The organism is Arcicella sp. GW822-FHT02H01 (assembly GCF_058802005.1).
Map to the genome: position 1 here is coordinate 4597576 of NZ_JBXANT010000001.1, position 13489 is coordinate 4611064.

Annotated in this window: 10 protein-coding genes, 1 tRNA gene and 1 pseudogene; 5 read left to right on the forward strand and 7 right to left on the reverse strand. The window is 36.4% G+C overall.

Features of this window, described 5'->3' with window-relative positions:
- Positions 1-55: 55 nt before the first annotated feature.
- The 4 genes and pseudogenes from AC1RNE_RS19160 to AC1RNE_RS19175 all read right to left on the reverse strand — a co-directional run bounded on the left by AC1RNE_RS19160 (position 56) and on the right by AC1RNE_RS19175 (position 3050).
- A pseudogene (locus tag AC1RNE_RS19160) lies at positions 56-896 on the reverse strand (transposase).
- Positions 897-971: 75 nt separating this feature from the next.
- Positions 972-1328 carry a hypothetical protein gene (locus tag AC1RNE_RS19165; protein WP_492803176.1) on the reverse strand — a complete coding sequence of 119 codons (357 nt, stop codon included), beginning with the start codon at positions 1326-1328 and terminating at the stop codon, positions 972-974.
- A gap of 25 nt (positions 1329-1353) precedes the next feature.
- Positions 1354-2673 carry a phage integrase SAM-like domain-containing protein gene (locus tag AC1RNE_RS19170; RefSeq protein ID WP_492803169.1) on the reverse strand — a complete coding sequence of 440 codons (1320 nt, stop codon included), beginning with the start codon at positions 2671-2673 and terminating at the stop codon, positions 1354-1356.
- Between the two features lie 292 nt (positions 2674-2965).
- Positions 2966-3050, reverse strand: a tRNA-Ser gene (locus AC1RNE_RS19175).
- A gap of 236 nt (positions 3051-3286) precedes the next feature.
- On the opposite strand from AC1RNE_RS19175, the gene msrB reads away from it, so the two are divergent.
- The 3 genes from msrB (at position 3287) to hemF (ending at position 7414) form a co-directional block, all read left to right on the forward strand.
- Complete coding sequence (gene msrB, locus AC1RNE_RS19180; protein WP_492803178.1) at positions 3287-3760, forward strand: peptide-methionine (R)-S-oxide reductase MsrB; 474 nt, start codon at positions 3287-3289, stop codon at positions 3758-3760.
- Between the two features lie 152 nt (positions 3761-3912).
- On the forward strand, positions 3913-6486 hold the full coding sequence (locus AC1RNE_RS19185) for a penicillin-binding protein 1A (protein ID WP_492803179.1): 2574 nt from the start codon (positions 3913-3915) through the stop codon (positions 6484-6486).
- A 34-nt stretch (positions 6487-6520) separates the two neighbouring features.
- On the forward strand, positions 6521-7414 hold the full coding sequence (gene hemF, locus AC1RNE_RS19190; RefSeq protein ID WP_492803181.1) for an oxygen-dependent coproporphyrinogen oxidase: 894 nt from the start codon (positions 6521-6523) through the stop codon (positions 7412-7414).
- Between the two features lie 24 nt (positions 7415-7438).
- Here hemF and AC1RNE_RS19195 read toward each other — a convergent pair whose 3' ends face one another.
- The 3 genes from AC1RNE_RS19195 to AC1RNE_RS19205 all read right to left on the reverse strand — a co-directional run bounded on the left by AC1RNE_RS19195 (position 7439) and on the right by AC1RNE_RS19205 (position 9772).
- Positions 7439-7891, reverse strand: coding sequence for a helix-turn-helix transcriptional regulator (locus AC1RNE_RS19195; RefSeq protein WP_492803182.1), 453 nt, complete (start codon positions 7889-7891; stop codon positions 7439-7441).
- A 280-nt stretch (positions 7892-8171) separates the two neighbouring features.
- Positions 8172-8582: a hypothetical protein gene (locus tag AC1RNE_RS19200; protein ID WP_492803184.1), complete on the reverse strand. Its 411-nt coding sequence runs from the start codon at positions 8580-8582 to the stop codon at positions 8172-8174.
- Between the two features lie 95 nt (positions 8583-8677).
- The gene (locus AC1RNE_RS19205) at positions 8678-9772 is read right to left on the reverse strand and encodes an o-succinylbenzoate synthase (RefSeq protein ID WP_492803186.1); all 1095 of its coding nucleotides are present in this window, start codon (positions 9770-9772) and stop codon (positions 8678-8680) included.
- A 402-nt stretch (positions 9773-10174) separates the two neighbouring features.
- Here AC1RNE_RS19205 and lpxK point away from each other — a divergent pair, with 402 nt between their 5' ends.
- Together lpxK and AC1RNE_RS19215 are read left to right on the forward strand one after the other, a co-directional pair.
- Entirely contained in the window at positions 10175-11203 is a 1029-nt protein-coding gene (gene lpxK / locus AC1RNE_RS19210; RefSeq protein WP_492803187.1) for a tetraacyldisaccharide 4'-kinase, read from the forward strand.
- A 110-nt stretch (positions 11204-11313) separates the two neighbouring features.
- The gene (locus AC1RNE_RS19215) at positions 11314-13326 is read left to right on the forward strand and encodes a putative porin (protein ID WP_492803189.1); all 2013 of its coding nucleotides are present in this window, start codon (positions 11314-11316) and stop codon (positions 13324-13326) included.
- The last annotated feature ends 163 nt before the right edge of the window (positions 13327-13489 follow it).

The window sequence follows — 13489 nt, forward strand, 5'->3', positions numbered from 1 at the left end:
ACTTTTATAGTTTCTAATCTTAAAAATACCTCAAAATGGAAATCTTATTACGAAATCATCTTGATTTTTTTATTTTCTTAATTGCCATGATAATAAAAGCGATAAAGTTAAATCCCATCCAACTTGAGAGCGTTGTATCAAATCGATTTAACAAAGACCTATAACTATCTATTCATGGGTTAGTTCTTTCAATAGAATATCTCTCTTTGTAAAGTTCTTCGTCAATGATGCGAGACCAATTATCGTCAGTAGTGTTCCTTTTGTTATGAGCAATATTGGCAATAATTTGTTTTTGATAGCATAATTGATGTAAGTTTTCTGCGTCAAATCGCATCGGCGAACCGCCCTCCATCTGCATTCATAAATAGTCAATCAACTGAGATATTAGCATCCTCTAACATCTTGGTAAGTTCCTCAAAAGTCTTCTTGATATTAAATAAATCATTGTGATTACCTAAAACTGGCGTTGACATAGCTAATACAAGTCCCTGTTTATCAGTTAAGTAAAGGAAGTTAGTTGTTTTTCACTTCTTTCTGCCTTGATAAGCAACTTGCTCTCCACCTCACATGCATGAAGAATGACTTCCATCTAAGTTTATCATTGAAAGGTCGAAAGAAGACTTATACTTTTTCAAAAGTTCTATCCAACATTTCTTCCACATACCTTCCTTACACCAACGACGATAATGTCCAAAAACAGTTTTGTAATTAAGAACATGAGTGCTGAATAAACTATCGACAGGTAATAAATGCCATTGAATCCCAATCTTGAGCTTGTAAAGAATACAGTTAATGATTTCACAAGTCGGAGCTTGTGGCTTAAACCCTCGTTTTCTCAGAGGTAAATGACAAATTATTTCTGATTCTATTATATCTTTGCTCAGTACGTAGTACATAAAAAGGTCGCTTTGGTATGGTTCGCAAAACAAATATCAGCAACCTTTTTTATTTTTAAGCAATTCTATCAAAAGTCAAGATGACTTCATAATATGTTTATTAAGTAGTTGATGTACTTTGTGGATATTTTTTCGGGTTAGCGGATTGTTTTTGGCAAAAGAATAGGAATCGTACAAATCATCAGTTTTTTTGGTATAATCAGGCAAAAACTCAATACCAAATCTTTTGTGTTTGATATATGAATCAAGTTCAATTTCTTCTCCTTCAATCTTACTAGAATATACTGAAGCAACAGCTGTATAAAAGCAGAAATTATCTGTCGAGAGTTCGGCATCATATAAATCAATAAAAGCAGATTTTGTCTGAGCTTTCCAGCTCAGACAAAATTCTGATAACAAAAAGGAAGGGATTATTTTTAATTGATAGTCCATGTTAAGGTGTTTTAGTATAATAAATTTACAGTCCCATATTTGAAAATATACCACTTATATTGGTAATTTTTAAGTTTTCTAAATCTTGAGCTTCTAGGAATGCCCTGTATTTCTTACTTTTCTGAATTTCAATTACAACCCTTCTTTCATCAGCTTTTCCATACTTACTTAAATATCTAAGGTTTTTAATTCCTAGTAAAACCATAACACCGTCTGTACTCCAACCTTTGTCATTCAATAACCAATCGACTAGGGTTTTTCTACCAGCTTTAATACTAATTTTTTGGACAAGCATTTCAGGAAATTCTAATTCTGCTGCGATAAGTTTAAGATGATCATTCATTGTTGCATTTGATTTTATAGGTAAGTTGGCCCATCCATCGTACTTATTTAGAATTTCTTCTACCTCGGCAAAATACGGTACTTTAGCTACTACTTTTGTTTTAATTCTGGATTTGTAAATCCACATTTTTCCATCTATACCTAATTTGTAGTGCTTTTCTTTTACCTTTTCATCTTTAGCAGTCTTTATAATTTCAATTAAATCAGCATAGTGAAAGCCCGTCTTACAAAAAATGATAAATAAATCTGCTACTTCTTGTTTAGCTTGTGTTCTAAATTTGTGATTTTTAAGTTGTTGAAACTGAAATTCGGAAAGGTAAATAAAATCATCAGCCTCTGGTTCAATAAATGTTATGTCAGCAATAGGATTAATGTGGCAGCCATCTACATTATTTGCCCCCCAAGTTGCAATTTGTTTGACTACTTGACATCTCTTGTGCACAGTTAGCGGAGCATATTTTTCATGGGTTTCCATCCAAAACCTAAACGACTTTAAGTAAGTAGGAGTAAATTCTGAAATTGTTAATTTAGGAGCTTTCTTATATAGGAAAAAATTAAGTAAACTATCCCTTACATTTCTATATTTTGTTAAAGAACCCAAACTTAATTTTTTTCCGTACAATTCAGGGTCTTTTACAAATTTTTGCCAAGCATCTGCTACCTCGATAAAACTCGGTTCTGCTATAATTTTTTCTTCAGGAAGAGGTTTCCCGAAATCCAAAATTGTTTGTTTTAATTTCTTAACATCAAAAGGTTCATTTTTTCTTTTTAACAAATTGTAAGCAAAGTGGATGTCCGATTCAATTTGGGAAAGCGTTTCATTTTTTAAACTTGCTAAAGGGTCATCATTTTTAATCCTTTTATTTAAAGTATCCCAATTATCTGAAAGAATCTTAATGTTTGTTGAACCAAGCTCGATTCTTTCTCCATTGTAACTGATTTTGGTGTAAATTTTTGAGTAGGACGGATTGCTACAACTGTGACGCATAAATAGAATTTCCATACGGTGTCCTAGGATTTTTTTTTCATGTGGTAGATATTAAATTAAGTGTTGAACATTTAATCTAAAAAAATCCACTTGTTGCTAAAAAGTTATTTGTTTAATGCCGAAAAGTGCCACCAGACGTTTTACAAGTGCCACCACTTTTGCCACCAGAATAATTTTGGCTGAGATATATTTCTTTTGAATTGTAGGAGCTTAAGACAGGGAAAAGGCTTTAAAATGCCCAAAAACAAAAAATCCTACCTTTTTTGAGGTAGGATTATGCTCATAATCAGACAAATATGTGACCTTGTAGAGAGTGAGGGATTCGAACCCCCGGACCTGTAACAGTCAACAGTTTTCAAGACTGCCGCAATCGACCACTCTGCCAACTCTCTTCGTTTTTGATGATGCAAAATTAGTACTTTCTTTCTTTTTGTGCAACTTTAAAGTGAAAAAAATATCAAAAAAAAATAACAAACAATTAACTTGTACTGATTATCAAGTAGATAAAATAAAAAAAACTTTTACACTTTTTTTTTCGTATATGATAATATAGCGTAGCTGAGGGTCTCCTAGGCATGTTTTATTAAACCAAATCCCTCTTGGAGACAGGGGGACATACAATCTTAATATGAAAAATCTACTATTGTCACTATTCATTGCTGTTATTACAGCGGCCTGCAAAGGTTATGCACAGGAGGAAATGCCTCAAAAGTTTGAAATTGAGAAGTCGGATGAGGCGTGGAAGAAAACGTTAACACCTGAACAATTCCAGATTACTCGAAAGAAGGGTACTGAAAAAGCTTTTTCGGGCAAGTATGTGTATAATCATCAGGTAGGAACTTATCATTGTGTGTGTTGTAAGCAAGAGATTTTTACTTCAAATACTAAATTTGAAGCTGGCACCGGTTGGCCATCATTCTGGAGTCCGATAAGTAATACTAATGTATTAGTAGTCTCAAATGACGGCGGAGGGATGTCTCAGGAAGAAGTAATTTGTAGCAAATGTGGGGCACACTTAGGGTATCTTTTTGATGATGGCCCTAAACCAACAGGAAAACGCTATAGTATTAATTCGCTATCGTTGGTATTTGAAAAAAAATAATAAAGAAAAATAATTAAGTTGATTCATACGCTTATTAGTGTATGAATCAATTTTTTAACATTAAAGCTTTCATTTTCTATCTTAATTCACTCCCTAATCTAAAAGTTTTGTCGTAAATTGTCACCTATTTTAGTTTGATAAATAAGTGCGTGATGAACAAGATAAAACAAATCATTCAAAATCTTAGTGTTATTCTTCAAGCAGCTCTATTGAATTCTCTGCATTGGCTTTGGCTTCAAACAGATAAGTTGTTGGTTGGGATACTGGGTGAAGAAAAGGTACAATCATTTTACAAACGCCTTGATAGCATTAAGGCTTATTTTTCAGATTTTAAACATAGCTTCGATAAAGAGTCTACCTATTATCGTCCGATAAAAACGCTCTGGAAATCTTTTGCATGGACAGTCTTCGCAGGCGCGTTTTACCTTTTTTGTATTCAAACAAACTTTTTGTGGCTAACGGGCGAGATGCCTTCAGTAGGTGAATTGCAGAATCCTAAACTTTCGCAATCATCAGAGATTTACTCAGAAGATAATGTTTTGATGGGTAAGTTCTTTCAAGAAAACCGTACTCCCGTTAAAAACTATAAAGACCTTTCGCCTTATTTAGTGAAAGCACTAGTGGCTACTGAAGATGCCCGCTTTTACCAACATTCAGGAATTGACTTTAGAGCTGTCTTTGGGGTAGCTGTAGGGATTGTTACAGGTGCTAGCGAACGTGGAGGAGGTAGTACTATTACGCAACAATTAGCTAAAAACCTTTTTAAAACCCGTAAAAAGCAAGGTGTTTCAAAGAAAGGCTTATTTGGATATGTACCTGTGTTGGGCAAATTCGTCATAAAGACCAAAGAGTGGTTAACGGCTATTAAGCTTGAAAGGTATTATACCAAAGAAGAAATCATTTTATGGTATTTGAATACGGTTGATTTTGGGAGTAATTCTTATGGTATAAAAGTAGCCGCCAAGACCTATTTCAATACGTCGCCAGATAGCTTAAATGTGCAAGAATCTGCGGTGTTAGTAGGAATGCAGAAGGCTACTAATACATATAATCCAAGAAGAAATTACGAAAAATCGTTGAAAAGAAGAAATACGGTATTGTCGCAAATGTTAAAGTATGGTTATTTGACGAAAGTCAACTATGACTCTCTGTCAAAATTGCCAATCACTTTAAAAATTAATGAAGAGTCGCCTTATGATGGTACTAGTAACTATTTCAAAACGGCAGTAGCCAAGGCTTTGAGAGAATGGGCTGATACCAGTGATGTAGATTTAGACTTATACCGAGATGGGTTGAAAATTATTACTACTGTAGACTCAAGGATGCAAATCTATGCAGAATCGTCCTTGCAAGAAGGAATGAGGGTTTTGCAAAAAACATTTGATAACCACTGGGCAGGTAAAAATCCTTGGTCAGACGAAAAAGGAAACGAGATTCCCGGTTTTATTGATACCGTAGCCAAGCGTACAAGCTATTATAAATCGCTGGCAGTAAAATACAAGAACAACCAAGATTCTATTTGGCATTACATGAAAGATGTAAAGCGTAAAATGTGGGTGTATTCAAGAAATGGGTCGGGTGAAGAAGAAATGACAATGAGTGCCTACGATTCGATTGTATATTACAAACGCTTTTTACAAGCTGGTATGATGAGTATGGATCCTTTTACAGGGCACATCAAAGCGTGGGTAGGTGGTCTAGATTTTCAGTATTTCAAGTATGACCACGTTAATCAAGGACGCCGCCAGCCGGGTTCTACTTTCAAGCCATTTGTATATACTACTGCCATTGATGGCCCTAAAGATATGTCACCTTGCTCGCAGATTACTGATGAACCTTTTGAGATAGAGGTAGAAGAGAAAGGCGAGAAAAAAATATGGCGTCCGCATAATGCCGATGGTAGGTTTACTTATCAGACGATGTCGCTGAGGCGAGCCATGGCACGTTCTATCAACTCGTGTGCGGCATGGCTTACCAACGAAGTTGGTCCCGACTCAGTTGTGTATTATGCCCAAAAGATGGGTATAAAAAGTCCACTGGCGGCTGTGCCTTCTATCGGGCTTGGGTCAAATGATGTTACGCTCTTTGAAATGGTCGGAGCGTATGGTTGCTTCTTGAATGAAGGAATGTACACCCAACCTATGCTGGTTGTTGAGATTCAAGATAGAAACGGCAATACGATTCATACTTTTGAACCTGAACGTCATCAAGCCATCAGAAAAGAATCGGCTCAGTTGATGAGATATATGCTAGAAGGAGGATTGGAAGAACAAGGGGGTACTTCGCAAAACCTTTGGTCGTTCAAAGATTTATTTGATGGTAAAGACCGCTATAAATCACGCTTTGCAGGAAAAACGGGTACAACCTCAAACCACTCTGATGGTTGGTATATGGGGTTAACTAGTAATTTGGTAACGGGTACGTGGGTAGGAGGAGACGACCGCTCTATTCACTTTAGGAGTGGGGCGTATGGTGAGGGTTCCAAGACGGCACTGCCGTTGTTTGGGCGGTATATGTCTAAAGTAGTGAAAGACCCAACCCTCGAGGCTTATCATCCCGTACCTTTTGAAAAACTGGATATCAAGCGTGTAGGAAAGACATTCAATTGTGTGACAAGATATGCAGCAGTAAATGATTCAACCAGTGCCGATAGCAATGGTGTACGGTCTGATTCACTGGCTCCGATAAGACAAGGGGAGGCTAGGGTAGATACGAGTAGGAATTAGGAAAATGAGGTTCTTATCTTAAATTTTAAAAACTATGACAAAAGAAAGCATCTCTGAATACTTTAAGGAATTACAAAATCAGATTTGTATTGCCCTGGAAAATGCCGATGGAAAAGCAACTTTTCATGAAGATAACTGGCAACGTGAAGGTGGCGGTGGCGGACGTAGCAGAGTAATCCAACAAGGGAATGTCATCGAAAAGGGTGGTGTAATGTTTTCGGCTGTTTGGGGAGACCTCCACGAGAAAATGTTGGCTTCGATGGGGTTAACGGAGAAAGTTGACTTTTTTGCGACAGGCGTATCGATTGTATTACATCCGCATAGCCCTAAAGTACCAATTATCCACATGAATGTGAGGTACTTTGAGATGTCTAACGGAACCTATTGGTTTGGCGGAGGTATAGACCTTACCCCGCATTATGTAGTAGAAGAAGATGCCGTTTGGTTTCATCAATACTTAAAAAATATTTGTGACGAACATAACGAGGCTTACTATCCTAAATTCAAAACTTGGGCGGATGATTATTTCTTTAATACACATAGAAATGAAACACGGGGTATTGGAGGAATATTTTTTGATTATCAGAAGCCTAACGAAACCCGTAATAAACAACAATTGTTTGCTTTTGTAAAGGCAATTGGCGAATCTTTTGCACCGATTTATACCCATTTCATGCAAAAGAACAAAGATTTACCTTTTACGGAAGAAGAGAAAACTTTTCAAATGCTTCGTCGGGGACGTTACGTAGAATTTAATTTAGTGCATGACAGGGGCACTAAGTTTGGACTAGAAACCAACGGAAGGACTGAATCAATCCTGATGTCGATGCCACCTATGGCACAATGGGTTTACGATTTTAAAGCCGAGGAAGGTTCAGAAGAAGAAAAAACCTTGAGCTTGTTAAAGAAAAGTATTAATTGGGTTTAGAGGTTTCTCTAAACCTTTTTTTGTCTACCCCCTAATTTTTTCTTCAAGCAATTTAATCTGAATTTGTAAGGAAGTAATTACAGATGATTTACTATCGAGTAATTGTTTTAATAATTGCAACTGTACCTCTAAGCCCTCAATTTGCTGGTGGAGTAATTTATTATGAAACTCTAGCTGTTTGTTACGGTCACTAAAATCACTAGGAGATTCTTTCTGAACAATGCTAGATTGTATAAGTAGGTTTTGTTGTAGTTCCTCCGCAGAAGTAACTGCAAAATCTAGTTTTTGTAAATTATCTAGGTTTATTCCGAAGTAGTTACAAATGGCATCACAAACATCTAATGAAGGGAAAGTATGTCCATTTTCATAGTCAGACAACGCACTTTTACTAACATCCAGTATCTTGCCCAATGCTTCTAATGTCAACTTATTTCTTTTTCTCAGTATTCTGAGATTGGCACTAAACTTACTTTCCATTTAATCTATTATTTGTTAACGCAATTTAACGATTTGTAGGATGTTCTGAAAATCAATAATTTGTTTAAATGGTAATTTGATTTTTCTAAATCAGAAAGGTCTCCGCAACACCTTTCGCAGAGACCTTTAGGTTCAATTATTCAACAAAGGTAACCTCATCCCCAATCCTCGCCAAGAAAGGCTCTCAGCTCAAAAAGTTTTCTTCTCAGCACGAGAGGAAGTTACATGGTCACCGACCGTTGTAGATGAGGTAAATATTTGTAATAACTTTTAGATACTCTTATTCAGCCTCTGCCGACCATACAATCTTTTTCTTTTTACCAACTACCAATACAATTCTGGTAGGGCTTGGCAAAAGCATTAGTCTTGCATTAGCAACTGGGTTTTCTTCTAGTTCTACTTCTACGCCAGCATCAGCACCTACTTCAATGCCACCGTCGCTAGTTTCTTTGAACGAACGAGCCAAATAAGCAGTTGGTAATAATACATCTGAATCTGGACAATATTCTTTATGAATTTCTTGCAGAATATTCTCTAAAAAATCAGCGTATTTATCATTAAAATCATCTTCTAAATCGTGAAGGGCTTCTTCTACATCGTCGTAATCACGGTGATCATAACCCATTTGACTAAGAGCGATTCGTTTTTCAAACAAAGAAAGAAGTTCTTTATCAAGTTCCTGAATATTCATTGAATTAAATTTTGTAATTGATATATGCAATACAAAATTGCAAAGTACTTAGTTGAATCTCAAATTTATCGGCAAAAATTTATCACAAAAAAATCCTAAACCAAAAAGCTAAGGGGAGCTAAATCCCAAGCCTGTTGAGGATTATACAGAATTTTGCCATCACTAATTTCTAGTGGCGAAGCAATATTATTATGGTACAATTGCCCCGTACCAAGCCCTTGTGGCAAAGGATTGTTGAATTCGGCAGTAAATTGACTGATGGCATTCAAGCCAACGTTCGATTCTAAAGCAGACGTAAGCCACCATCCAATTTTTAAACGATTGGCATTTTCAATCCATTCTCGGCATTGCTGAAAACCGCCCACTAAGGTAGGTTTTAAGATAATGTATTGAGGCATTATTTTTTTGAGCAACTTATATTTTTCAGTGTATTCTCGTACACCGATTAGTTCTTCATCTAGGGCAATTGGAATAGGAGTAACTTGGCAAAGTTCTGCCATTAAATCTTCGTTGCCATGACGAATGGGTTGCTCGATGGAATGTAGTTGATATTGAGCTAGACGTTGTAGCTTGGGCAGTACTTCATCTATCGAAAAAGCCCCGTTGGCATCTACGCGTAAGGTAATTTGTTCAGCAGTATAGCGTTTGCGGATGTATTCTAGCAGTTCACATTCTTTATCAAAATCAATAGCACCTACTTTTATTTTGATGGTATGATAGCCAGCCGCTAGCTTTTGGTCTATTTGACGAAGCATAAAATCCTTGCTTCCCATCCAGACCAATCCATTGATTTCTATTTGACGTTCGGCCTTTGCAAAGCCATTGTTAAAGGGCTTTTGCTTGCCACCATTCATTAAATCGAGCATGGCAGTTTCGAAACCAAAAACAACCGAAGGAAATGATTTTTCGAGTACTTGTTCAAGGATGATGTTCAAGTTCCACGGATATACCTCTAATTCAAGGGTATTGAAGTTTTCGCAGATACCAAGTAGTTGTAATTCAAAATCTGGGCGGTCGTCAATACTGAGTCCTTTTAAGGGAGAACATTCACCCAAACCAAAAACAGTAGGATTTTCGGAGTCAAAAATCTTAATGAAGTAGCTATCTTTGTGCGTTAGCACACCTCGAGACGTTCCTGCCTCGAAATTAAAATTCAGTGTATATTTTGCAAAGACAGCTTTAAGACTCATTTTCTGGTAAGCCCAATTGTTTTAAAGAATTTAGCAATAAGAATTTTGCCGAAATAAATAAATTTCAGCAATTATTTTGTAATTAATCGTCTGATTGTGTGTGTATTAATGGTTATGAATAGACCTTCCGAGAGCTAAGTACTTCGTTAAAGTATCTTAAAAGGGATTTGAAATTAGTAAAAAGTCAGAACTCTTTATGAATTTTACAGTGTAAAATTTTTATTTTTTCTGAACAAGGCAAAATTTACTACTTTTTTGAAGGTAATTTCAAATAAAAGGTAAATATATTGTAACATCATTTACTGCCCGACCCATCCCTAGCGAGGGACTTAAGTCCCTCGCTAGGGATGATGGTTTTAATATTCCTAGTCGCAGGAAGGGTGAGGTAAAACAAAAAAAACTATGCGGTTTTTTCTTTTTCCTTTTACATGGTTGTATGGTTTCATTACCGATTGTCGTAATTTCTGTTACGACAATCATCTGTTTTTTAAAGTCAGTCAGTTTGAAAAGCCTGTTATCAATATTGGGAATTTAACAGTTGGTGGAACAGGCAAGACGCCACATGTAGAATACTTGATTAAGTTGTTAAAAAATCGTTTTTCAATAGTCATTCTTAGCCGAGGCTATGGACGAAAAACCAAAGGGTTTATCGTAGCAGATGCGTTGGCAACGGCTGAAACCATTGGTGACGAACCGATGCAGTTTTATAATAAATTTCATAAAGTACTAAAAGTTACTGTTGGGGAAAAGAGAGCAGAAGCATTGACGAATATTTTTAAGATTTTTCCTAAAACAGACCTCGTCGTGCTAGACGATGCCTTTCAGCACAGGGCTGTAAAACCATCATTGAATATATTATTGATGGATTATAACAGACCTATTTACGAAGATTACGCTTTTCCCTTAGGACGGCTCAGAGAACGCCGTCATGGGGCTAAAAGAGCGGATATATTGATAGTCAGTAAGTGTCCCGACGATTTATCTGTTGTAGCACAACAAAAAATCAGTGAAAATATTTTGCCTTATTTATCCCCACAAACACCCATTTTTTTTACAGGAATACGTTATGGTAAGCCACAGGCAATTAATGGAAATATTCAAGGAGCTTGTCATAAAACAGTCTTATTAGTGTCGGGCATAGCACGTCCTGAGCCTTTTGAGGCTTATTGTAGACAAAATTTTAAGGTGGTTCAACATTTAATTTATAAAGACCATCATCATTTCAATGAGAAAGATTTTAGCTTGATACTGGAAACATTTCATAACATTCAAGAACCAGAAAAAAGTATTTTAATGACCGAAAAAGACATGGTAAAGTTTCAAGATTTCCTTGACAGTAAGGAGATATCAATGTTTTATCTACCAATTGAGATTTATTTCTTGAATAATAGCCATCAATTATTTGATGATTTAATCCTGAGAAGAATGTAGGGCAACAAAATAAAGTTTAAATTGCCTTATTCAAGCTTTTTAGCAATTTATGATGTCTAGTTGGTACATGTGCTTGAACCTCTTTCGCCTTTTTTATTTAATTTTGTATTGTGAATTTTAAAAGATATATCCTGACTTTCTTAGGACTTCTGCTTTCGGAGGTCTTATTGGCACAAATTCCTTCAACTTTTGGTACGGGAAATACGTCAACAAATAATTTTCCGCAAGGAAAAACAACAGATAAACCTAAAAGTCCTACTGGTAGGGCAGGCGTGGATGACTCTACAAAGGTTATTTATGGACCTACTTCTACCCAATACTTTTTAGAGGAAGATGTTTTCAATAATCGTAAAAAGCTTATCCCGATTGATACTTCCCTTGGCGAAGGACATAATTATAACTTTATTCAACGCAACAGAAACCTGTATCAAGATTTAGGGAATATTGGCACAGCGATACGTCCTATATTTTTTAAAGAACCTGAGCAAATAGGGACGATGCTAGGCTATGATGCCTATTCCCTTTATGCCTTTAAACCTAATCAAGTAAGGTATTTCAATACACGTTCGCCTTTTACCAACTTGGTGTATGTAACGGGGGGTAATGAACAAGATTTATTACAATTTGAATTTAGTAGAAACGTAGATTCTTTATGGAATTTTAGTATCAATCTACAGCGAATAGTGACGAATAAGCAATTAGTGACGAGTTCTACTTCAACCAATAAAAATGCGATTGGTCATTGGGACTTTATGTTGCATACCAATTACCAAACCAAGAACAAGAAGTACCAATTGTTGGCCTACGCCAATTTATCAGACCATAATTCTAATGACGAAGGTGGCGTGTTGCCCCAAGGCAGAAGCTACGATTTGATATTACAACAAGGCAATAATGCGGCTATCGTCAACAATGCTTCTACGCGGGATAAGTTTTATAACCTGCATTTATACCATGAATATGTAGGATATAAGGCTTTTCAAGTATATCAAGTAGTGGACTATCAGACTAGAAAAGTACAATTCAGAGACCCTGACTATGTAGCCAACTGGACAAGCGGATTTTACCCAATAGCCTATGATTCATTAGGCAAAGGCTATCGCTATACTACTGATACCACTGTTACGAACAAAATGAAATTGGATTCGCTTTATAACGAAAGTCAATACAGTATTTTTGAACATAAGTCGGGTATCAAAGGCTTTTACAAAGGATTCAATTATCGTCTTCATTTGCGTCAGCGATTCTTTAGTTTCAGTAACCCTTTGTATAATTACAGCATTAACAGAAACGAAAACTTTTTGGGGGTTTGGTTGAACCAATATTTCAAGGATAGCACCAGAGCCTTCGCGGAAGTAGAATATTTGCTGACAGGTAGTGATTTTAAATTGAATGTAGAGTTTCAAGGTAAGTGGCTAACATTGGGAGGAAGGGCAATGTCTACTTCACCCACCTTGGTACAGCAAATAACCTTTAACGATGGCTTTAGGTGGGACAAAAATACCAATGCCTTCGTCACCGACCGTGGTATTAGCAATAATATGCAAACCTACCACGCTTATGCTTCGGCGAGTCCTAAGTTTGGGAAACTGACGCTAAGACCAAGCGTTGATATTAGTTTGGTTAACAGTTATATTTATTACGACACGCTAGCATTTGTAAAACAAGCAAGCTCAGATATTGCTATTTTTAAAGCTGGTCTTGGGTATGATTTTCACAAAGGAAGATTCTCGACAGTAGGACAATTGTATTTAACCACGACAACTGGACCCGACTTAATCAGGATTCCGAAGATTTTTGCGAATACTCGCTTTGCCTTTGATTTACTCTATAAAAAGAGACTCTTTATTCATACAGGTGTCGAGCTCCACTACAAGTCGAACTACTATGCAGATGCCTATATGCCTGCTATTCAGCAATTTCATTTGCAAGATAAACAAATGATTAATGGGTATGTCCAAGCAGATATATTTGCTGATATGCGTATTAACAGGGTACGCTTGTTTGTAAAATTTGCCAACGTAGCCCAAGGACTTTTGGGCAATGGCTATTATGCCGCCCCAGGTTTTTTAGGAATGGGAAGAACCTTTGGATTTGGCTTGCAATGGTTGTTGTTTGATTAGGAGGAGGACTTTAGGACTAGAAGACTTTAGGATTGGAGGACACAAGATGTTAGACTTTAGACCTAAAAAATCTCCCAAATCAGCGTATCAAATCTGTGTAAATCTGCGGGTTAAAAACTTTTGAAGAAGGCAGGTTTTAGGACTTGAAGACTTTAGATATAGG